At 65.1% G+C, this 21,138-nt stretch carries 22 protein-coding genes; 17 read left to right on the top strand and 5 right to left on the bottom strand.

The genetic code is table 11. The features are described from left to right. Positions 1-22 precede the first annotated feature (22 nt). On the top strand, positions 23-694 hold the full coding sequence (locus ACP150_RS03585; protein ID WP_424965172.1) for a VPLPA-CTERM sorting domain-containing protein: 672 nt from the start codon (positions 23-25) through the stop codon (positions 692-694). A 125-nt stretch (positions 695-819) separates the two neighbouring features. Here the strand turns inward: ACP150_RS03585 and ACP150_RS03580 are convergent, their stop codons facing one another. Then, positions 820-1,740 (bottom strand): manganese-dependent inorganic pyrophosphatase, encoded by a 921-nt coding sequence (locus ACP150_RS03580; protein WP_424965171.1) that lies wholly within the window; start codon positions 1,738-1,740, stop codon positions 820-822. Between the two features lie 145 nt (positions 1,741-1,885). Here ACP150_RS03580 and ACP150_RS03575 point away from each other — a divergent pair, with 145 nt between their 5' ends. Further along, on the top strand, positions 1,886-2,569 hold the full coding sequence (locus ACP150_RS03575) for a DUF2161 domain-containing phosphodiesterase (protein ID WP_424965170.1): 684 nt from the start codon (positions 1,886-1,888) through the stop codon (positions 2,567-2,569). 9 nt (positions 2,570-2,578) lie between these two features. Here the strand turns inward: ACP150_RS03575 and ACP150_RS03570 are convergent, their stop codons facing one another. Continuing rightward, positions 2,579-4,432: a sigma-54 interaction domain-containing protein gene (locus tag ACP150_RS03570; RefSeq protein WP_424965169.1), complete on the bottom strand. Its 1,854-nt coding sequence runs from the start codon at positions 4,430-4,432 to the stop codon at positions 2,579-2,581. Between the two features lie 193 nt (positions 4,433-4,625). Between ACP150_RS03570 and ACP150_RS03565 the strand changes: the two genes are divergently transcribed. The 5 genes from ACP150_RS03565 to cynS are packed head-to-tail and all read left to right on the top strand — an operon-like array spanning position 4,626 to position 8,739. Beyond that, a complete protein-coding gene (locus tag ACP150_RS03565; protein WP_424965168.1) occupies positions 4,626-5,999 on the top strand; it encodes a CmpA/NrtA family ABC transporter substrate-binding protein in 1,374 nt (457 codons plus the stop codon). After that, positions 5,999-6,832, top strand: a complete 834-nt coding sequence (ntrB, locus tag ACP150_RS03560; protein ID WP_424965167.1) for a nitrate ABC transporter permease — start codon at positions 5,999-6,001, stop codon at positions 6,830-6,832. The genes ACP150_RS03565 and ntrB overlap by 1 nt, the downstream gene beginning before the upstream one ends. 11 nt (positions 6,833-6,843) lie before the next feature. Continuing rightward, the gene (locus ACP150_RS03555) at positions 6,844-7,749 is read left to right on the top strand and encodes an ABC transporter ATP-binding protein (protein ID WP_424965166.1); all 906 of its coding nucleotides are present in this window, start codon (positions 6,844-6,846) and stop codon (positions 7,747-7,749) included. A gap of 12 nt (positions 7,750-7,761) precedes the next feature. Next, entirely contained in the window at positions 7,762-8,241 is a 480-nt protein-coding gene (locus ACP150_RS03550) for a DUF1348 family protein (RefSeq protein ID WP_424965165.1), read from the top strand. A 27-nt stretch (positions 8,242-8,268) separates the two neighbouring features. Further along, a complete protein-coding gene (gene cynS / locus ACP150_RS03545; RefSeq protein WP_424965164.1) occupies positions 8,269-8,739 on the top strand; it encodes a cyanase in 471 nt (156 codons plus the stop codon). An 80-nt stretch (positions 8,740-8,819) separates the two neighbouring features. On the opposite strand, the gene ACP150_RS03540 is transcribed toward cynS, so the two are convergent. Then, positions 8,820-9,233, bottom strand: a complete 414-nt coding sequence (locus ACP150_RS03540) for a MarR family winged helix-turn-helix transcriptional regulator (RefSeq protein ID WP_424965163.1) — start codon at positions 9,231-9,233, stop codon at positions 8,820-8,822. Positions 9,234-9,320: 87 nt separating this feature from the next. Between ACP150_RS03540 and ACP150_RS03535 the strand changes: the two genes are divergently transcribed. The 6 genes from ACP150_RS03535 to ACP150_RS03510 all read left to right on the top strand — a co-directional run bounded on the left by ACP150_RS03535 (position 9,321) and on the right by ACP150_RS03510 (position 14,848). Further along, entirely contained in the window at positions 9,321-9,761 is a 441-nt protein-coding gene (locus ACP150_RS03535; protein ID WP_424965162.1) for a hypothetical protein, read from the top strand. A gap of 269 nt (positions 9,762-10,030) precedes the next feature. Next, positions 10,031-10,318, top strand: a complete 288-nt coding sequence (gene groES / locus ACP150_RS03530; protein WP_424965161.1) for a co-chaperone GroES — start codon at positions 10,031-10,033, stop codon at positions 10,316-10,318. A gap of 44 nt (positions 10,319-10,362) precedes the next feature. Then, a complete protein-coding gene (gene groL, locus ACP150_RS03525) occupies positions 10,363-12,006 on the top strand; it encodes a chaperonin GroEL (protein ID WP_424965160.1) in 1,644 nt (547 codons plus the stop codon). Positions 12,007-12,167: 161 nt separating this feature from the next. Then, positions 12,168-12,692: a GNAT family N-acetyltransferase gene (locus tag ACP150_RS03520; RefSeq protein WP_424965159.1), complete on the top strand. Its 525-nt coding sequence runs from the start codon at positions 12,168-12,170 to the stop codon at positions 12,690-12,692. Positions 12,693-12,758: 66 nt separating this feature from the next. Then, complete coding sequence (locus ACP150_RS03515; RefSeq protein WP_424965158.1) at positions 12,759-13,904, top strand: alpha-D-ribose 1-methylphosphonate 5-triphosphate diphosphatase; 1,146 nt, start codon at positions 12,759-12,761, stop codon at positions 13,902-13,904. A gap of 83 nt (positions 13,905-13,987) precedes the next feature. Next, the gene (locus ACP150_RS03510) at positions 13,988-14,848 is read left to right on the top strand and encodes a DMT family transporter (protein ID WP_424965157.1); all 861 of its coding nucleotides are present in this window, start codon (positions 13,988-13,990) and stop codon (positions 14,846-14,848) included. Here ACP150_RS03510 and ACP150_RS03505 read toward each other — a convergent pair. After that, on the bottom strand, positions 14,845-15,294 hold the full coding sequence (locus ACP150_RS03505; RefSeq protein ID WP_424965156.1) for an NUDIX domain-containing protein: 450 nt from the start codon (positions 15,292-15,294) through the stop codon (positions 14,845-14,847). The genes ACP150_RS03510 and ACP150_RS03505 overlap by 4 nt on opposite strands. A gap of 75 nt (positions 15,295-15,369) precedes the next feature. Between ACP150_RS03505 and ACP150_RS03500 the strand changes: the two genes are divergently transcribed. Continuing rightward, positions 15,370-16,146: an esterase/lipase family protein gene (locus tag ACP150_RS03500; RefSeq protein ID WP_424965155.1), complete on the top strand. Its 777-nt coding sequence runs from the start codon at positions 15,370-15,372 to the stop codon at positions 16,144-16,146. Here the strand turns inward: ACP150_RS03500 and ACP150_RS03495 are convergent. Beyond that, complete coding sequence (locus ACP150_RS03495; protein ID WP_424965154.1) at positions 16,143-17,096, bottom strand: ABC transporter ATP-binding protein; 954 nt, start codon at positions 17,094-17,096, stop codon at positions 16,143-16,145. The two genes, ACP150_RS03500 and ACP150_RS03495, sit on opposite strands and share 4 nt — an antisense overlap. Before the next feature lie 128 nt (positions 17,097-17,224). On the opposite strand from ACP150_RS03495, the gene ACP150_RS03490 reads away from it, so the two are divergent. The 3 genes from ACP150_RS03490 (at position 17,225) to polA (ending at position 21,134) form a co-directional block, all read left to right on the top strand. Beyond that, entirely contained in the window at positions 17,225-17,413 is a 189-nt protein-coding gene (locus tag ACP150_RS03490) for a zinc-finger domain-containing protein (RefSeq protein WP_424965153.1), read from the top strand. 176 nt (positions 17,414-17,589) lie between these two features. Continuing rightward, positions 17,590-18,255 (top strand): PAQR family membrane homeostasis protein TrhA, encoded by a 666-nt coding sequence (gene trhA, locus ACP150_RS03485; RefSeq protein WP_424965152.1) that lies wholly within the window; start codon positions 17,590-17,592, stop codon positions 18,253-18,255. Positions 18,256-18,332: 77 nt separating this feature from the next. Further along, a complete protein-coding gene (gene polA, locus ACP150_RS03480; protein WP_424965151.1) occupies positions 18,333-21,134 on the top strand; it encodes a DNA polymerase I in 2,802 nt (933 codons plus the stop codon). Positions 21,135-21,138 lie beyond the last annotated feature (4 nt).

The following is a 21,138-nucleotide window of genomic DNA, read 5'->3' as shown; positions in this document are numbered from 1 at the left end:
TATACGGAAAACCAGTTACAGGATGAGTGTAATGATTAAACGTGTTCTGGGTGCCGCTCTGGCATCCGTCGTTCTGGGAAGCATGGCAAGCGCTGCCACCCTGAGCGGCACCTTCGACGTTACGGTCGTGAACCTGCAGAACCTGAGCTCGGCTCAGTCTCAGGCGACCATGGCGAACTTCAATGCAGCCCAGGCGAATGTGGCGTCGGTCTCCGACACCTTCACCTATACCGGTGAGCTCAGCTTCGGCACTTTTGACGGCACCGACAGCACCACGATCCAGATGTGGCTCGACACGGGTGTTGGTGGCTCCGTCGCAGGTCTGGACAGCTCTGTGGGCGATCTGCAGCTCAGCAAGCCCGATATCGGCGCTGGCTCGGCAACCTCGACCTTCTTCTACTTCACTAAGGCTGGCGTTGGCGCCCATGACTTCGACGTGCGCCACGATGATGGCATGAACATCTTCGACGATGGCGTGCTGGTCGACGGCTTCAACGGTCCGAACGGTGTGCGCACCACCTCCGTCGCCGGGTTCGACGGCGGCGAGTTTGGCCTGCTTTACGTGGCCACGAACGGGGATCCGTCGGTACTTGAGGTTGGGGCCACCCCGATCCCGCTGCCGGCTGGTCTGCCGCTTCTGGCTGCTGGTCTCGGAGGCCTCGCGGCACTCCGTCGGCGTCGCGCGCAATCCTGACACACCTGCGCATGACCCTCTTGGCAAGGGCTGTCCGAAAGGGCAGCCCTTCGTCGTTTTAGGACCCGGACAGCAAAAATGGGACGCGCGCGGCGTCCCCTTTGTTCGTCGATATGGGCCGGTAATCAGACCTTGAGGTTCGGGATGATCTGCTTCTTGCGGCTGACCACGCCGGGCAGGACCACGGCGTCGCCGCTGGCTTCGACGTCAAAGCTCTTGGCGGCGACGGTCTTGACCAGATCATTGGGCACCAGCAGCGTGGATTCCTCGTTCAGGATGTCCACCACGAAGAGCAGCACTTGATCGACCCCGTCCTCGGCGGCGACGGTGGTCATGCTCTCGATCAGAGACGCCTTGCGGTCGAGCACGGTCGCGGGGGAGGTGGTCTCGAGAACCGAGACCCGGAACTTGGTGCCTTCGACGGCGTATTCCTTGGAATCCATCCGCAGCAGCTCGGCATCGGAGAAGGCCGAGACATCGGATTTCGCGGCGAACATCTCGGCGGCGTAATCGGGCACAGAGATCCCCAGCTCACCGGCGAGGGCGGCGACGACTTCGCGGTCGCGATCCGTGGTGGTCGGCGAGCGGAATTCCAGCGTGTCCGAGATGATGCAGGACAGCATCGCGCCCTTGATATTCTCGGGCATCTTGGCGGCGTCCGCACCCATCAGGTCGTACATGATGGTGGCGGTGCAGGCCACGGGGCGGATCGTGATGTCGATCGGACCCTTGGTTTCCAGCCCGCCAACCAGCTTGTGGTGGTCGATGATCTGCTGGATGTCGGCGCTGTTGATGCTGGCGGGCAGCTCGGCGGGGTTGTTGGTGTCCACGATGACAACCGGCGCGTCCTCGGCCACATCCTCGATGATGGCGGGGGTCTCAAAGCCCCAGCGGTCCACCACGAAGGCGGCCTCGGTATTGGGCGCGCCGAGCAGCACGGCCTCGGCCGGGGTGCCTTTGATCTCGGAGAGATACCAGGCCCAGATCAGGGGCGAGCCGGTGGAATCGGTGTCAGGGGATTTATGGCCGAATACTTGGATCGTCATGGCGTGTTTCCGTCTGTGGGAGGATCTTTGCGCGCCTTATAGAAGCGTGCCCGCCCAGTGTCACCGGGGCGAATGGGCGGCATTTGGACGCCGCGATGCAGCGCGGCGGGGTGGCGCCGGGCGCTCAGCCGGGTAGGGTGCGGTTATGCGCGAGACCGAGCTCTACCCCCCGATCAAGACCCTGCTGGAGGCGCAGGGCTATGTGGTCAAGGGCGAGGTGGGCGCGGTGGACGTGGTCGCGATCCGGGGCGACGAGCCGCCGGTGCTGGTCGAGCTGAAAACCGGGTTCTCCCTCAGCCTTTATCATCAGGCCGTCGCGCGGCTGCGGCTGAGCGAGACGGTCTATATCGCCGTGCCGAAACCCAAGGGGCGGACCGCGAAACGCAGTCTGAAGGACAATCTGAGCCTCTGTCGGCGCCTCGGGCTGGGGCTGATCACCGTGCGCGAGGACGGGCGCGCCGAGGTGCAGTGCGATCCCGGGCCCTATGCTCCGCGCAAGGTGAAGGCCAAGCAGGCGCGCCTGCTGCGGGAGTTCCAGCGGCTGGAGGGCGACCCGAATGCGGGCGGGGCCACGCGCCACGGGATTGTCACGGCCTACCGGCAGGACGCCCTGCGCTGTGCCGCGTATCTGGCCGAGCAGGGACCCGCGCGCGGGCAGGATGTCGCCAAGGCGACCGGGGTGGCCGGGGCGACCCGCCTGATGCGGGACAACCATTATGCGTGGTTCGAGAAGGTCGAGAAGGGGGTCTATGGCCTCACCGAGGCGGGGCGCGCGGGGCTGGTCCACTGGGCCTATAGCTGGGAAAGCGCGCCGTCCGATGACGGCTAGCAGGACCGCTCAGCCGCCCTGCTGCCACTCCTCATCCGCGATCTTGAGGCTCTTGATCCGCGAATAGACCGTGGTCGGTGCAAGATCGAGCAGGCGCGCGGCCCCCCCCAGACCCGACACCTTGCCCTTGGCGCGGCGCAGGCAGCGCACCAGGTTCTCGCGCTCCATCCGGCGCAGGTCCGCGTCGGTCAGGATGGTCTCATCGCCATTCGAGGCCGGAGCCTCGCCGATCTCGAAGTCAAAGCGCAGCTTGCCGCCCTGGGCGAGGATCAGCGAGCGTTCGATCACGCTTTCGAACTCGCGGACATTGCCGGGCCAGTCATAGGCCAAAAGCGCATCGATATTGCCCTTGGTCAGGCGCACCGGCGGCACCCGCAGCCGTTTCACCGCGCGGTCGATAAAGTGCTTGGCCAGATGGGGGATATCCTCGCGCCGGTCGCGCAGGGGCGGGCAGGTGATCGGAAAGACGCTGAGCTCGAAGAACAGGTCCTGCCGGAAGCGTCCGGCCTTCACCTCGGCGGCCAGATCGCGTGCGGTGGTGGCGATCACCACCAGATCCACGGGGATATCTGTGCTGTCCCCGATCCGCCGCACCCGTTTCTCGGTCAGGACCGTCACCAGCTTGGCCTGTAGCTCCTTGGGCATGTCCGACACCTCGATCAGGTGCAGCGTTGCGTGGTTCGCGAGGGCGAGCTTGCCGACGATGTCGCGCGTCACACCCCGCGCACTGCCGCGCCGGATGCCGAAGAGGTCGATCTCCAGCTCGCGGGCCGACACATCCGAGCAGTTCACCCGCACCAACGGGCGCTTGGCGCGGTCGCTGGCCTCGTGGATGGCGGTGACGGTCAGGGACTTGCCCGCGCCGGGCGGGCCGCTGACCAGCGCGTTGGCCTTGGTCTCGGCGGCCAGACCGATCTGCGTGTTCAGCGCCTTGGTGGAGGGGGCTTCGCCCACGATCCCCGCATGGGAGCGGACATTGCGGATCTCGGTCAACAGGTAGTCATTCTCCTGCTCGAGCTGTTCGCGCAGGGTCTCGACCTCCGCGAGGGCGGTGCGCAGGCGCGCCTCGTTTTCCTTGCGCTCGGTGATGTCGCGAAAGATCACCACCGCGCCCGCCAGCACCCCATGATCGTAGATCGGGGTCGAGACGTATTCCACGAAGATCGGCTTGCCGTCCTTGCGCCAGAAGGCGTCGTCCTCGATCCGCACGGTCCGGTCGCGGCGGAAGGAATCGTAGATCGGGCAGGTATGGGCCGGGAAATGCTCTCCGTTCAGGTGGTGGTGATGGATGATCGAATGCAGCTCCTTGCCGATCAGGTCCTTGGCCTGCCAGCCCAGCATGTCCTGAGCGGCGCGGTTCACAAAGGTCGCGCGCCCCTCGGCATCGATGCCGTAGATCCCTTCGCCCGCCGCATCGAGGATCAGCTGGTTCTGGGCCTCGATCTCGCGGAAAAACCCATAGATATTCTGCCATTGGGTCAGCCCCGCGCGGTGCTGGGCCTCGAGCTCGGCACGCTCGTTGCGCCGGGCCTGGGCGTCGAGATCGAGAAAGCTGAGCAGGATCTGGCGATTGCTGAGCGCGCTGCCATGGAGCTGCAGCCGCAGCGCGTCGCCCGCCGCATTCACGAAGGAGAGGGCCGTCCCGATATAGGCGCCGAAATGCTCGACCGCCTCCAGAAAGACCGCGAACTCGGTCCCGGGGGAGTTCAGGAAGGGGTCCAGCCCGGCCCGCGCCAGCTCGGTCCCGAACAGGGCATCCGCCCCGGCATTGGCCGCCGTCAGCCGTTGCAGGCGGACATCGAGCACCGCCGCCGGAAAGGGGTGGTCATGCAGGGAGATGAAGAAGTCAGAATCGCCGTCCATGACCCGAGAGTTGGGGCGCGCGTTTGGGGCGGCCAGATACGAACCGTCGTAAATTACGAAATTTCGTGAGAGCTGCTTAATAAATAGCCATCAAATTCAGAGCTTTGCGATTTTTGGTCACTGCGCGAACCCGTCTACGCAGGGGGTGGGCCCTGTGACAGGCTTGGATCAAACATGATCAGTGAGGGTCGGCATGACTGTGAAAAGCCTAGGCAATCCATTCTCGAAAGACAGCGATCTGCGCCATGGTCAGGGGTGCACCTGCCATACCTGCTCGGCCACGGCGTCCGAGCACGTGGCCTCCATGTCCAGCGAAGAGATGCTTGAAAGCGCGGTCGAAAACGCGATCGTCCGCTCGGTCTTCGGCCAGAGCGATGTCAGTCGCCGGTCCTTCATGGGGATGGTCGGCGGGACAACGGCCGCCGCCGCGCTGGCCTCGGTGTTCCCGCTGGACAAGGCCAAGGCTGCGATCCTCGACGATCTCGGGCCGCCCGAGAAGACCGACCTGAATATCGGCTTCGTGCCGATCACCTGTGCCACGCCGATCATCATGGCGCAGCCGCTAGGGTTCTATGAGCGCTACGGGCTGAACGCGCAGGTCATCAAGACCGCCGGCTGGGCCGTGGCGCGCGACAAGTCCCTGTCGGGCGAGTATGACGCGAGCCATATGCTGACGCCGATGCCGCTGGCCATGACCCTCGGCGCGGGGTCGGTGGCCGAGCCCTACATCATGCCCGCGGTCGAGAACATCAACGGCCAGGCCATCGTTCTGTCCAACGAGCATATGGACAAGCGCGACCCGTCCCAGTGGAAAGGGTTCACCTTTGGCGTGCCTTTCGAATACTCGATGCACAACTTCCTGCTGCGCTACTACGTGGCCGAATTCGGTCTGGACCCTGATGTGGACATCCAGATCCGCGTGGTGCCGCCGCCCGAGATGGTGGCCAACCTGCGCGCCGGGAACCTCGACGGCTACCTCTCGCCGGATCCGTTCAACCAGCGCGCGGTCTTCGAGGGCATCGGCTTCATCCATATCCTCACCAAGGAGATCTGGGAGGGGCATCCCTGCTGCGCCTTTGCCGCGCCGCTGTCCTTTGCCGAGGAGCTGCCGAACACCTATGGCGCGTTGCTCAAGTCGATCATCGACGCCACGCAATACGCATCCAACCCTGACAACCGGGTCGAGATCTCGGAGGCCATTGCGCCGACTAACTACCTCAACCAGCCGGTGACCGTGATCCAGCAGGTTCTGACCGGGACCTATGCCGATGGTCTGGGCGAGGTGAAACGCGTCCCCGACCGGATCGATTTCGACCCCTTCCCATGGCATTCCATGGGCGTCTGGATCCTGACCCAGATGAAGCGCTGGGGCTATATCGAGGGCGATGTGGACTACAGGGGCGTGGCCGAGCAGGTCTATCTTGCCGCCGACGCCAAGAAGGTCATGGAAGACCTCGGCTACGACGCGCCGGACATCACCTACAAGTCCCACACGATCATGGGCAAGACCTTCGATCCGGCCGAGCCCGAGGCCTATGTGGACAGCTTCGCGATCAAGGCGGACTGATGGGCACCCTGTCGGACAACCGCAAGGCGGCCATCCTGTCCATCCTGCTTCTGGTGGTGGGGTGCCTGATCTGGGAGATGTCGATCCCGGCGCCGAAAGCGGTCGGGGAGCTCACCGAGTATGAGCTCCTCACCGGCGGGGGGCAGCCCAAGGCGGGCGTGCCGCCCCCCAGTCAGGTTCTGGAAAAGGCGTGGGAGCAGCTCTCGAACCCGTTTTACGATGCCGGGCCCAATGACAAGGGGATCGGCATCCAGATCGGGTATTCGATTTACCGGGTGCTGAGCGGCTATTTCCTCGCCGCGATGGTGGCGATCCCGCTGGGCTTTCTCATCGGGATGTCGTCGGTGGCCTACAAGGCGCTCAACCCGTTCATTCAGGTGCTGCGCCCGATTTCGCCGCTCGCCTGGATGCCGCTGGCGCTCTTCATCATTCAGGACAGTGAGGCAAGTGCGATCTTCGTGATCTTCATCTGCTCGATCTGGCCAATGCTGATCAACACCGCCTTCGGCGTGGCCGGGGTGCGCGAGGATTGGGTCAATGTGGCCCGGACCCATGAGTTGGGCGCGCTCAAGACCGCCTTCACGGTGATCCTGCCTGCCGCCGCGCCGACCATCGTGACCGGCATGCGCATCTCTATCGGGATCGCTTGGCTGGTGATCGTGGCCGCCGAGATGCTCGTGGGGGGCACAGGGATTGGCTACTACGTCTGGAACGAGTGGAACAATCTCGACCTGACCTCGGTGATCTTCTCGATCCTCATGATCGGCATTGTCGGCATGCTGCTGGACGCGGTGTTCGGCATGCTCCAGCGCGTCGTCGCGTATTCAGAATAACGAGGCAGACCATGGCACATGCATTTCTCAGCATCGAGCAGCTGACCCAGACCTATCCGGACGGCAATGGCGGGACCTTTTCGGTCTTCGAAAATGCCAGTTTCGGGATCGAGAAGGGGGAGTTCGTCTGCATCCTCGGCCATTCCGGCTGCGGCAAGTCGACGATCATGAACATCCTCGCGGGGCTCGCCGAGCCGACCAGCGGGGTGGTGAAAATGGATGGGGCGGTCGTGCGCGGCCCCTCCCTCGACCGCGGCGTGGTGTTCCAGAACTACTCGCTTCTGCCTTGGCTCTCGGCGCTCAAGAACGTCACCTTCGGGGTCAGCGCCCGGTTTCCGGACTGGTCCAAGCCGCAGGTGATCGACCACTCGATCAAGTTCCTGGAAAAGGTCGGCCTGACCGGCGATGCGATCCACCGCAAGCCGAGCCAGCTGTCGGGGGGCATGCGCCAGCGGGTGTCCATCGCACGTGCTTTTGCCAATGAGCCCAAGCTGCTGTTGCTCGACGAGCCCTTCGGAGCGTTGGACGCCCTGACACGGGGCACGATCCAGGACGAGCTGATCAAGGTCTGGAGCGATACGGACCAGACGGTCTTCATGATCACCCATGATATCGACGAGGCCATTCTGCTCGCGGACCGGATCCTGCTGATGACCAATGGGCCCATGGCCCAGGTCGCCGAAAGCGTCGAGATCACGATCCCGCGTCCGCGCAAGCGCACCGAGATTGTCGAGCATCCGAATTACTACGCGATCCGCAACCATCTGGTGCAGTTCCTCGGGCAGCGCTCGGCCAAGCTTGCCGGGCAGCCCGCGACACGCGGCTTGCAGATGCCGACGCCGGTGCGCATCGACACCACCGAGACGGCGGCGGAACCCGCCGATGAAGAGCCCCGACTGCGGGCGGTCCCGAACTGAGAGGAGGGGCTGATGACCCAGGACGCTCCGCGCCCGCCCGTGCCGCCGTTTTCCTACGAGGACGCGGTCAAGAAGGTCCGCATGGCCGAGAATGCCTGGAACGGGCGTGACCCGGCCAAGGTCGCGCTGGCCTATACGCCGGACACGCGCTGGCGCAACCGGTCGGAATTTCTCAATGGCCGGGCCGAGGTCGAGGCCTTTTTGACCCGGAAATGGCAGACCGAGAACGGCTACCGCCTGATCAAGGAGATCTGGTGCCACAGCGCGGACCGGATCGCCGTGCGCTTTTGCTACGAATGGCATGACGAGACCGGCCAGTGGTTCCGCGCCCATGGCAACGAGAACTGGCAGTTCGACGCCCATGGCTACATGGCTGTGCGCCACGCTTCGATCAACGACGTGCCGATCGCTGAGGCGGATCGGCTGTTTCACTGGCCCGCGCCCGGGCCGCGCCCTGACGACCATCCGGGCCTGACAGAGCTCGGCCTGTGATCCGGGCCCAGAGATAGGAAGACCACCATGAAGGATACCGTTTCAATGTCGGAAATGATGACCAAGGAAGACGTCACCGCGATGATCCTGTCGGCCAAGAAGCAGGCCGGACTGACCTGGGAGGAGATCGCCGCGAAGATCGACATGTCTCCGATCTGGACCCATTCGGCGGCCATGGGAATGAACGCGTTTCCGGCAGACAAGGCCGAAGCCATGGTCTCGGTGATGGGCCTGCCGCAGGAGGCGGCCAGCGTGCTCGCCGAAAGCCCGACCAAGATCTGGGAACAGGCCGTGCCGACCGATCCCTGCATCTACCGCTTTTACGAGATCGTCGGTGTCTACGGCCCCACGCTCAAGGCGATCATCCAGGAGAAATTTGGCGACGGCATCATGTCCGCCATCGATTTCGACATGTCCGTGACACGGGTCGAGCATCCCAAGGGCGACCGGGTCAAGGTCGAGATGTCGGGCAAGTTCCTCGGTTATAACAGCTGGTAATTCGGCGACGGGGGAGGGGGGAGAGGCCGCGGCGTATGCGATGACGCTGCGGCCTTTGTCTTTAGTGGATGGCGCGGCGCTCAGGCGATCCGCGCCATCAACGTCTTGAGCACCTGCCGCTCATCGGTGTTTAGCGGTGCGACAAGGGTTTCGATCGCCTCGGCCAGCGCGGTGCTCAGTTCTGCGACGACCCTGTGACCCTTGGGCGTCAGCAGAACCACGCTGGCGCGCTGATCGCGCTGGGAGGGGCGCTTGGTCACGAGGCCCTTGGTCTCCAGCATCCCGATGACGCGGGTCATCTGCGATTTGTCCCGGGCAAAGCGCGCGGTCAGCTCGTGGATCTCGGGCTGGCCCATCTCCGCCAGTGTCAGCAGCAACATGCCCCCGGCGGGCCCCACATTTTCGGTGTCGAATTCGGCGGCCCGCGCCTGCAGGGCGCTGTGGATCCGGCGCATGAAGCGATCCACGGACAGGGCAAGGTCTGTATCAGCCATGACTTTGCTTAGTTGACATTGTCCACTGCTTCAATAAAGGTAGACATTGTCCACTAATATGCCGCGCCAGTTCCGAATGAGGTCCCCATGACTGCTGCCAATCTGCCCCTGCCAAAGATCATTGCCGTGCTCTGGGTCATCTGGGGGGCGGTACATGCCCTCGCCGGAGGGATCGTGCTGGGCAGTGACGCCAGCGGCGGTTTTCAGGCTGTCGCGGACGCGGTTGCGCCTGAGCTTTTGCAGGCAGAGTACCATCCGGCGGTCGGGGGGATCCTGAACCAGCATGGCTGGAACCTTGGCTGGTTCGGCGTGGCGACGGTGATTGGCGGCCTCCTGATCTGGCGTGGCAACCAGACGGCACTTTGGGTGACGGCCCTGATCGGCGGGTTGGCGGATCTGGGGTATTTCTTCTTCATGGATCTGCCGGGCTTCGTGCATTTTTTCCCCGGCACGCTCATGACCCTTATCTCGGGCAGCGCGATCCTGCTGAGCTGGCCCGTCTGGCGCCGTCAGGAACCGGCGGGCTGACGCGTCAGTCGTAAACATCCCTGCGGGGGCCGGCCTTGATTGTGCCGGGTGCGATCCTCACATACGGCGAGACCAACGGCACGCGGCCTCCCCCGCGAGGTGCGCGTGCCTTGTGCTTGTCTGTCGGTTTCCCGGCGTCATTTTTTCCCCTGATTCCCGTTGACACCCCCGTGAGCCATCTCTACCTACGCTGCGTTAGCACTCGCCACAGATGAGTGCTAACGGCCCGAAAGGGCCAGGGAGAAACACTGAGCGAAGGAGCCTCAGATATGGCATTCACTCCGCTACACGACCGTGTACTGGTCGAGCGCGTTGAGAGCGAAGAGAAAACCGCAGGCGGGCTGATCATCCCCGACAGCGCCAAGGAAAAGCCGGCCGAGGGCTTGGTTGTGGCCGTGGGCGCAGGCGCCAAGGACGAAGATGGCGACCGGATCGCCATGGACGTCAAGGAAGGCGACAAGATCCTGTTCGGCAAGTGGTCCGGCACCGAGGTGTCCGTCGACGGCAAAGACCTGCTGATCATGAAGGAAAGCGACATCCTCGGGATCATTTCCTGAGCCGCCGCTGACCCCCTCAACGAAATTCTATAGGAGCGAAAACAATGGCTGCTAAAGACGTCAAGTTTGATACCGACGCCCGCAACCGCATGCTCAAAGGCGTGAACATTCTCGCCGACGCTGTGAAGGTGACCCTCGGCCCGAAAGGCCGCAACGTGGTTCTGGACAAGTCCTTCGGCGCGCCGCGCATCACCAAGGACGGTGTGTCTGTCGCCAAAGAGATCGAGCTGGAAGACAAGTTCGAGAACATGGGCGCGCAGATGGTGAAGGAAGTTGCTTCCCGCACCAATGACGAAGCTGGCGACGGCACCACCACCGCCACCGTGCTGGCTCAGGCCATCGTCAAGGAAGGCATGAAGTCGGTTGCCGCTGGCATGAACCCGATGGACCTCAAGCGCGGCGTCGACATGGCGACCACCAAGATCGTCGAGTCCATCAAGGCCGCGTCCCGCGAAGTTGCAGACAGCGCCGAGGTTGCGCAGGTCGGCACCATCTCCGCCAATGGCGAAGCCGAGATCGGCAACCAGATCGCCGACGCGATGCAGAAGGTCGGCAACGAGGGTGTCATCACCGTCGAAGAGAACAAGGGCCTCGAGACCGAGACCGATGTTGTCGAAGGCATGCAGTTCGACCGTGGCTACCTGAGCCCCTACTTCGTGACCAACCCCGACAAGATGACCACCGAGCTGGAAGACGCGATCATCCTGCTGCACGAGAAGAAGCTCTCGTCGCTGCAGCCGATGGTGCCGCTCCTCGAGTCGGTGATCCAGTCCGGCAAGCCGCTCCTCATCATTGCTGAGGATGTGGAAGGCGAAGCGCTGGCGACCCTCGTGGTCAACAAGCTGCGCGGCGGTCTGAAGATCGCAGCCGTCAAGGCACCGGGTTTCGGTGATCGCCGCAAGGCCATGCTGCAGGACATCGCGATCCTGACCGGCGGCCAGGTGATCTCCGAAGATCTGGGCATGAAGCTCGAGAACGTGACCATCGACATGCTGGGCACCGCCAAGCGCGTCTCCATTACCAAGGACGAGACCACCATCGTCGACGGTGCAGGCGCCAAGGCCGAGATCGAAGCGCGCGTCGCTCAGATCCGTAACCAGATCGAAGAGACCACGTCCGACTACGACCGTGAGAAGCTGCAGGAACGTGTGGCCAAGCTCGCCGGTGGTGTGGCTGTCATCCGCGTTGGCGGCATGACCGAGGTCGAAGTGAAAGAGCGCAAGGACCGTGTGGACGATGCTCTGAACGCGACCCGCGCAGCTGTGCAAGAAGGCGTTGTCGTCGGCGGTGGCGTGGCCCTCGTGCAGGCGGCCAAGGCGCTTGACGGTCTGTCCGGTGCGAACTCCGACCAAGACGCAGGCATCGCGATCGTCAAGAAGGCCATCGAAGCGCCCCTGCGCCAGATCGCCGAAAACGCCGGTGTGGACGGCGCTGTCGTGGCCGGCAAGGTCCGCGAAAGCGACGACACCGCCTTTGGCTTCAACGCTCAGACCGAAGAGTATGGCGACCTGTTTGCCTTCGGTGTGATCGACCCGGCCAAGGTTGTGCGGACCGCTCTGGAAGACGCAGCCTCCATCGCGGGTCTGCTGATCACCACCGAGGCCATGGTTGCCGACCTGCCCGCCAAGGAAGGCGCAGCAGCCGGCGGCGGCATGCCCGACATGGGCGGCATGGGCGGCATGATGTAAGCCACCCGGCTCACAACGAGATGCGAGAGGGGGCCTTCGGGTCCCCTTTTTGCGTTTGCGGCTCTGCGCCTCTGCGGGGCGCGACTGAAATTGTCGCGGAAACGGCAACAGGGCCGGAAAAAGGCTTGGCCTCTCGGCCAAATCCCGCGCAGAGTGAGGCGATGAACATCAATGCGCCGCCTCCGATCGAATACCGGCCAATCCGGGCCGACGACCACCGTGCGGTGTCGATTCTGGTGGATACGAGCTTCGAGGGGCCGGGCGAGTCGCGCCTGTTGCAGGCGCTGCGCGACGAGTCCGCGATGGAGCTTGAACTGGTCGCGATCGAGAAGGGCCATGTGATCGGTCATATCGCCTTTCCGCGTCTCATTACGCCCGAGGGCTGGATCGCGCTGGCCCCGCTGACGGTGCGTTCGGACAAGCGGAGACAGGGTGTGGGCGCGGCCCTCGTGCGCGAGGGGATCGACATGCTGCGCCAGCGCCACGTACCCGCGATCCTCGTGCTGGGCGATCCCTCCTATTACGAGCGTTTCGGCTTCTCGGTGAAAGGTGCGTCGCGTCTGTCCACCGCCTATCCGCGCAACAATCTGATGCTGCTGCCCTTCCAGCCCGGGCTGGGCGGTGAGCGGTTTGATGTGCGCTATCCCACGGCATTCTTCCGGGGGCTGGGCGACAGCCGGTCCTGAGACCCGCCGCCGCGTCCCGGGCGAGGGGGCTTGCACCCGCCGTCTGCCCGGCGCATCACCCCGCCCATGTTGTCGCTTCGGTTCCATAACGGTCTGATCCTCGATCCGCGCGCGGGTGCGCTTGAAACGCTCGCGATCTCGGACGGGCGGATCCTGTCGGACGCCCCCGACCTGCGGGAGGTTGATCTGGAGGGCTACGCGCTCCTGCCCGGGTTAATCGATCTGCATGGGGACGGGTTCGAGCGGCATCTGGCCCCGCGCCGGGGCGCGCTGCGCACGACCGAAGAGGGCTTGCTCGCGCTTGATGCCGAGTTGGCGGCAGCGGGCATCACCACGGCGATCCTCGCCCAGTTCTGGTCCTGGGAAGGCGGGATGCGCAGCCCCGACTTCGCGCGTGAGCTGGTCCGCGCCCTGACCGCGACCCGCGACCGCCTGCGCACGGATATGCAGATCCAGCTGCGGCTCGAGACCCATATGATCGACGATTTCCCCGCAGTGGAGGCCTTCATCGCCGAGACGGGGATCCGCTATGTGGTCTTCAATGATCACCTGCCGCATCAGCGGTTGGCCGAGGGCCGCCGCCCGCCGCGCCTGACCGGGCAGGCGCTCAAGAGCGGGCGCAACCCGGAGGCCCATCTGCGGCTGATGCAAGAGCTCCACGCCCGCAGCGCCGAAGTCCCCACGCGGCTCGCCGCCTTGTCCCGCGCGCTGGTCGCCCGGGGGGTGACCCTGGGCAGCCACGATGATCACAGCGCCGCCGATCGTCACGCGGCCCGGGCCATGGGGGTGCGCATTGCCGAGTTTCCCGAGACCGCAGAGGCCGCACAGGCCGCCCGCGCGCAGGGCGATCCGATCATTCTCGGCGCACCCAACGTGATGCGCGGCGCATCCCACGCGGGCAATGTCTCGGCCCGGGACCTGATCGCCGATGGGCTCTGCGATGCGCTGGTCTCGGACTACCACTACCCCTCGCTGAAGGCCGCGGCATTGGATCTCGCCGGTGGGGTGAGCCCGGCCCTCGCCCCGGTCTGGGACCGGGTCAGCGCGCGCCCGGCCGAGATGCTCGGCCTTTCGGATCGCGGGACATTGGCCCCGGGCCAGCGCGCCGATCTCGTGGTGCTGGAGCAGGCGACGGGTCAGGTCGCGGCGAGCTTTTCCGGCGGTGTAGTCTCGTTTCTCGGGGGGGCCTTCGCCGAGCGGTTGCTGGGCTAGGCGCGGCCCGGTTTCACGCGGAGTTGCACGGCGGCCCGTGATCCGGCCTTGCCCGCCGCGCCGCCCCGTGATCTGGCTGGCCCATGACGTCTGCCACTGCCCCGCTTTCCGGCCCCCGCCTTTTTGCGCTTGTTGCCCTGACCATGACGGCCTTCGCCGCCAATTCCCTGCTGAACCGGGCCGCGCTGGCCGAGGCGGGGATCGGCCCAGCGGCCTTTGCCGCGATCCGGCTCGCGGCAGGCGCGCTCATGCTGGTGGTGCTCGCGCGGCGACGCGGACCGCTGGGGCTGACCTCGCCCGGGCGCTGGATCGGGGTGCTGAGCCTGACCGCCTATATGCTGGGCTTTTCCTTTGCCTATCTCAGTCTGGATGCGGGGCTCGGGGCGCTCATCCTCTTTGGCGGGGTGCAGATCACCATGTTCGCCGGTGCGCTTCTGGCGCGCGACACCGTGCCCTTGGCCCGCTGGCTGGGCGCGGGAATGGCGCTGGCCGGGCTTGCGCTCTTGCTGTGGCCGGGGGCGGTGGGGCGACCGGACCCGCTGGGACTTGGGCTGATGATGATCGCGGCAGTGGGCTGGGGGATCTATTCGCTGCACGGGCGGGGCAGTCGCGCGCCGCTGGCGGATACGGCGGCGAACTTCCTGCTGGCCTTGCCACTGGGCCTTTTGGCCTGGCTGGTCTGGGCAAGCTCCGATCCGCTCACGCTGCCGGGCGTGGTGCTGGCGGTGGTCTCGGGGGCTCTGACCTCGGGGCTGGGCTATGCGCTGTGGTACGCGGTGCTGCCCTCGCTCGGGGCAACGCGGGCGGCGGTGGCGCAGCTCACCGTGCCGGTCATCGCCGCATTGGGCGGGCTGATCCTGCTGGGCGAGGCGGTGACATGGCTCACCGGGCTCGCGACGCTGCTGGTGCTGGGCGGCGTGGCGATCTCCCTGCGCAAGGGCTAGCGGACAATCGGCTCCAGCGGATCATAGAGCACGCCCGTGCCCCAGGCGGCCTCGGCGAGGCTGTCGGGTTTCACGCGCAAGGCGGCCATCTCGGCCCGGGTCACGAAACGTCGCTCGGTCACGATACCCTCGGGGTCGCGCCAATCCGGGTCGATCTGACCGGCAGTGATCGTCGCGCGAAAGTACAGATCCACCTGATGAAAGCTGCCCGCGGGATCGTGGAACTCGTTGACCAGACAGGGCGCACCCACGGCGATGCGCAGGCCGGTCTCCTCATGCACTTCGCGGATCAGGTTCTCGGGCAGAGAGCTGCCCCGCTCCACCCCGCCACCGGGCGCGCACCACAGGTCGCTGCGCCCACCCGGATAGGCATTCACCAGCAAGAGACGCTGCTGCGCGTCGAGGATCAGGGCGCGCACGGCCAGTCTGGGGGAGCTTGGGGGCATCCTGCCACAGTGTCGTTGCGTCCCGTCCTTGGCAAGCCTATCGCCTTGGCCGGGCCGGGCGGATAACCTGCGACCATGCGTGCCCTGATCCTTGCTGCCCTGTCTTGCACCCTTCTGTCCCAACCTGCCAGCGCGGCCTGTATCGTCCTGCTGCATGGGCTGGCGCGCAGCGATGCGTCTTTCACGGTGATGGAGGTCGTCCTCAGCGGGCTGGGTCACAAGGTGATCACGCCGGATTATGCCTCCACCGAGGCGACGGTGGAAACCCTCGCGGCGCGGGTCGTCCCCGAAGCACTGGCGGGCTGCGCGCCCCGCGCTGCCGATGTGGTGGCCCATTCCATGGGCGGGATCCTGTTGCGGGCCCATGCGGCGGAGGCCGGGCCCGAGGGGATCGGCCGCGTGGTGATGCTGGGCCCGCCCAATCAGGGATCGGAACTCGTGGATGAACTGGGCGACTGGGCGCTGTTCCAGTGGGTGAACGGACCCGCAGGGCGCCAGCTCGGGACGGGGCCGGACTCGGTGCCCAACCGGCTCGGGCCGGTGCCCTTCGAGACGGGCGTGATCGCCGGCACGAGCAGCCTCAACCCGCTCTTTTCACAGGTCCTGCCCGGCGAGGATGACGGCAAGGTCTCGGTCGCGCGGACCCGGGTGGCGGGCATGGCCGATCACATCACCTTGCCGGTGACCCATACGCTGATGATGAACGATCCCAAGGTGATCGCCCAATCGGTCGCTTTTCTCGAGACGGGCGCCTTCGCGCCTGAGATGGATTATGCCGAGGCGGTGCGGCGGCTCTTCAACGCTTCGGATCTGGCAGCCCGGCTCGAGGGGCGCGAGACCGGGGCCGACTAGGCCGCGTCCGCGCTGCGCGTGAGCGCCACGAAGACATCTTCGAGATCGGGCTCTTCCGTGGCCAGCTCGCGAATATGGATCTGTGCATGGCGCACGGCCTCGAGGATCGTCTCGACCGAGATCTGCCCGCGCCGATAGGCAAAGCAGAGCGTGCCGTCCGGGCGGATCTGCCCCTGCACGCCCGGGATCTCTGGCAGCGGGCCTGAAACGGGCGCCTCGGGTGTGATCACAAGCGTCTTGGCATCGAGCCGCCCCAGCAGGTTCGCTGTCTTGTCCTGGGCGATCTTTTCGCCGTGGTTGATGATCGCGATCTCGTCGCACATCTCTTCGGCCTCTTCGAGGTAATGGGTTGTCAGGATGATCGTCATCCCCTCCTCGTTGAGCTTGCGCACATTGCGCCACAGCATCTGGCGCAGTTCGATATCGACCCCGGCGGTCGGCTCGTCCAGAACCAGCACATGGGGCGTATGGACCAGCGCCTTGCCCAGCAAGAGCCGCCGCCGCATCCCCCCCGAAAGCGAGCGCGAATAGGCGTCCGCCTTGTCGCTCAGCCCGATCAGCGCGAGGATCTCATCGGTGCGCCACTCGCTGCGCGGCACCCCGTAGAGCCCGCTCTGCATGTCGAGCGCGCCGCGCGGGGTGAAGAACGGATCCAGGTTCAGTTCTTGCGGCATCACCCCGATCGCGGCCCGACTTTGGCGCGGGTTCACATCCTGATCAAACCCCCAGATCCGCACCTGACCTTCGGTCTTGCGCACGAGCCCGGCGAGGATGTTGATCAGAGTCGATTTGCCCGCCCCATTCGGCCCCAGCAGGCCAAAGATCGACCCTGCCGGGATCGTCAGATCCACGCCCTTCAGCGCGTCCTTGGGGGGCTGGCCATTGGCCGCGCCATAGGTTTTGCGCAATCCGGTGATCTCGATCGCCGCCGCGGAGCTTTGATGTGACATGGCGTCCCCCCGTGCGCCTCTGGGCCCCAAGCTCTTGTTCGGGGCGGGACAAGGCGTATGATGCGCCCGACCTAGGGGTGCGCGCGCTCCGAGGCAAGACTTTGTGATCTTATCGACGGAGCCCTCCCATGCCCACCGCTGTCCCCGAGACCAAAATCGTGACCGATTGGCGGATCGCCTGTGATGGGGGCGAGGGCGCGCTGGGCCATCCGCGCGTCTGGCTCCAGATCCCCGAAGAGCATGGCTGGGTCGAGTGCCCCTATTGCGATGCGCGCTACATCCACAAGGATTTCGAAGGCAAGATCGCCATCGACTGAGGCTTGCCGGGCGCTGGGTCCGCTGGCGTGCTGCCGGGCCTCCGAACGGGGCTGGTGCGGGCCGAGGGCCGTTGACTACTGCGACATGGCCGTTCGGACTGGGCAAACCCCTGCCGCCGGGGCGGGTTCCGTGCGGTTAACCCGGTGTGAGGGGATAATCATGCTATGATTTCCCCATGACTCACTACCGAGATCCCGAGCGGCCCTATACCCGCGCCGAACGCATCAGCGATGCGGTGGTGCATCTCGGTGCGCTGGGGGCAGCCCTCGCGGCGGTTCCCGTGCTGATCACCCTGGCCGCCGTGTGGAAGCTGGGCGCGGGTCCGATCACCGGGCTGGCGATCTATGGCGGCAGCCTGATCGCGATGCTCTTTTGCTCGTTCCTCTACAATCACGTGCCGCGCCCGGACTGGGTGGTGCGGCTGCGCGCGCTCGATCAGGGGGCGATTTTCGTCAAGATTGCCGGGACCTATACGCCCTTCGCGCTTCTGTCGGGGACGGGGTTCGGCTTGCTCACCGCGATCTGGAGCGGGGCGGCCTTTGGCGTGGTTCTGTCGAGCCTGCGGCGCCATCGCTCGGTGCTGCCCTCGGCGTTGCTCTGTCTCGGGCTCGGATGGGCGATTGTCGTGGGGGGGCAGGGGCTTCTGGCGACACTCTCGGGACCGGTGGTGATGCTGATGGTGGCGGGGGGGCTTCTCTATTCCGTCGGGGTGCCGTTTTTGCTGGCCACGCGCATGCGGTTCCATAACACGATCTGGCATGGCTTCGTGGTCACCGCGAGCGTGCTCTATTTCATCGCGATTTTCATCCATATGACCCAGACCGCGCTGCCACCGGCCTGAACTGGCCGCTGACCCCTCGCCAATCCCGGTGCAAGGCTATATCGCTTGGAACGCGACGCGAGACCTGGGGGGCGGCCATGGCATTTGGCAAGGGACATCATCTGCATCTGATCGACGGATCGGCGTTCATTTTCCGCGCCTATCACGCGCTGCCGCCGCTGACGCGGAAATCCGACGGCCTGCCCATCGGGGCGGTGTCGGGGTTCTGCAACATGCTGCAGCGCTATGTGGAGGGCAATACCGGCTCGGACGCGCCGACCCATGTGGCGGTGATCTTCGACAAAGGCAGCCATACCTTCCGCAACGACCTCTATGATCAGTACAAGGCCAATCGCGAGGCGATGCCCGAGGATCTGCGCCCGCAGATCCCCCTGACCCGGACCGCGACCGAGGCCTTCAACATCGCCTGCAAAGAGATGGAGGGGTTCGAGGCCGATGACATCATCGCCACTCTGGCCGTGCAGGCGCGCGAAGCCGGGGGGCGCTGCACCATCATCAGTTCCGACAAGGACCTGATGCAGCTCGTGGGCGGCGGGGTCGAGATGCTCGACGCGATGAAGAACAAGACCATCGATGTGGACGGGGTGCACGAGAAATTCGGCGTCGGACCCGAGCGCGTGGTCGATGTCCAGGCGCTCGCCGGGGATTCCGTGGACAACGTGCCCGGCGCGCCCGGGATCGGGATCAAAACCGCTGCCCTGCTGATCAACGAATATGGCTCGCTCGAAGACCTGCTCGACCGCGCCGAGGAGATCAAGCAGCCTAAGCGCCGCCAGACCCTGATCGAGCACCGCGCCCAGATCGAGTTGTCAAAGAAGCTCGTGCAGCTCGATTGCGAGATGGAATTGGGCTTCACACTGGATGATCTGGAGGTCCGCGATCCGGAGCCCGAGACCCTGCTGGGTTTTCTGGCTGAGATGGAGTTCCGCACGCTGACAAAACGGATCTCGGCGACACTGGGGGTCGAGGCCCCTGCCGTGCCCGAGCCCGTGGCCGCGTCTGCCGAGGCAGACGCGGTGGACCTGCCCCCGCTCGACCCCAGCGCCTATGAGACCATTCGGGATGCCGCCGCGCTGTCCGCGTGGATCGAGACGATCCACGCCCGTGGCTATGTGGCGGTGGACACCGAGACCACGGGGCTCAACGAGATGCGCGCGGATCTGGTGGGCATCTGCCTCTGCGTGGAGCCGGGCAAGGCGGCCTATCTGCCCCTAACCCACAAGGATGGCGGGGGCGAGACGGATCTGTTCTCGTCGGAGCCGAAGCTGGCCGAGGGCCAGATGGATTTCGACGAGGCGCTCGCGCTTCTGAAGCCGGTTCTGGAGGATCCCGCGATCCTCAAGATCGGCCAGAACATGAAATATGACGCCAAGATCCTGGCCCGGAACGGGATCTCGGTCGCGCCCATCGATGACACGATGCTGCTGAGCTACGCGCTCCATGCGGGGCTGCACAATCACGGCATGGACGCTTTGTCCGAGCGCTATCTCGACCACACACCGATCCCGATCAAGACCCTGCTGGGCACGGGCAAATCCGCGATCACTTTCGATTTCGTCCCCATCGACGAGGCCGCGAAATACGCCGCCGAGGATGCCGAGATTACTCTGCGGCTCTGGCAGCTTTTGAAGCCGCGCCTGCATGTGGCGCAGGTCACCAAGGTCTACGAGCGGATGGAGCGGCCCATGGTGCCGGTCCTCGCCGAGATGGAGATGCATGGGATCAAGGTCGACCGCGATACGCTCAGCCGGATGTCCAATGCCTTTGCCCAGAAGATGGCCGGGCTTGAGGCGGAGATCCACGAGCTTGCGGGCGAAAGCTTCAATGTGGGCAGCCCTGCGCAGCTTGGCGATATCCTGTTCGAAAAGATGGGGTTCGAGGGCGGCAAAAAGGGCAAGTCGGGCAAGTACTCGACCCCGGCGGATGTGCTTGAGGATCTGGCGACCGAGCATGACCTGCCGCGCCGGGTGCTCGACTGGCGTCAGCTCAGCAAGCTGAAATCGACCTATACGGACGCGCTGCAGGACCATATCAACCCCGAGACCGGTCGGGTGCATACCTCTTACTCAATTGCCGGTGCGAATACCGGGCGTCTGGCCTCGACCGATCCGAACCTGCAGAACATCCCCGTGCGTTCTGAGGAGGGGCGGCGCATCCGCGAGGCTTTCGTGGCCGAGCCGGGCAATGTGCTGGTCAGTCTCGACTATTCGCAGATCGAACTCAGGATCCTCGCCCATATCGCCGGGATCGACGCGCTGAAAACCGCGTTCCGCGACGGGCTCGACATTCATGCGATGACCGCGTCGGAGATGTTCGACGTGCCGCTCGACGAGATGACACCCGAGATCCGCCGTCAGGCCAAGGCGATCAATTTCGGGGTGATTTACGGCATCTCGGGCTTCGGCCTCGCGCGGAACCTGCGCATTCCGCGCAGCGAGGCGCAGGCCTTCATCGATACCTATTTCGAGCGTTTCCCGGGGATCCGCGCCTATATGGACGACACGGTCGCCTTCGCGAAAGAGAACAAATTCGTCCAGACCCTGTTCGGCCGTAAGATTCACACGCCCGAGATCGGCGCGCGGGGACCGCAGGCCGGCTTCGCCAAGCGCGCGGCGATCAACGCGCCGATCCAGGGCACGGCGGCGGACATCATCCGCCGCGCCATGGTGCGTATGCCGGGCGCGATTGCCGATCTGCCCGCGCGGATGCTCTTGCAGGTCCATGACGAACTGATCTTCGAGGTCGCCGAGGAGGCTGTGGAGACGGTCATCCCCGTGGTGCGCGACATCATGGAGGGCGCGGCAGAGCCGGTCGTACGGCTCGACGTGCCGCTGACCGTGGATGCAGGGCAGGGGGCGAGCTGGGCCGAGGCGCATTAGGTCG

The sequence above is a fragment of the Dinoroseobacter sp. S375 genome, assembly GCF_049800775.1.
In the GTDB taxonomy this organism is placed as follows: Bacteria; Pseudomonadota; Alphaproteobacteria; order Rhodobacterales; family Rhodobacteraceae; genus Dinoroseobacter.
The sequence above is the reverse complement of the archived record's forward strand: the minus strand, read 5'-3'. Positions and strand labels throughout refer to the sequence as shown.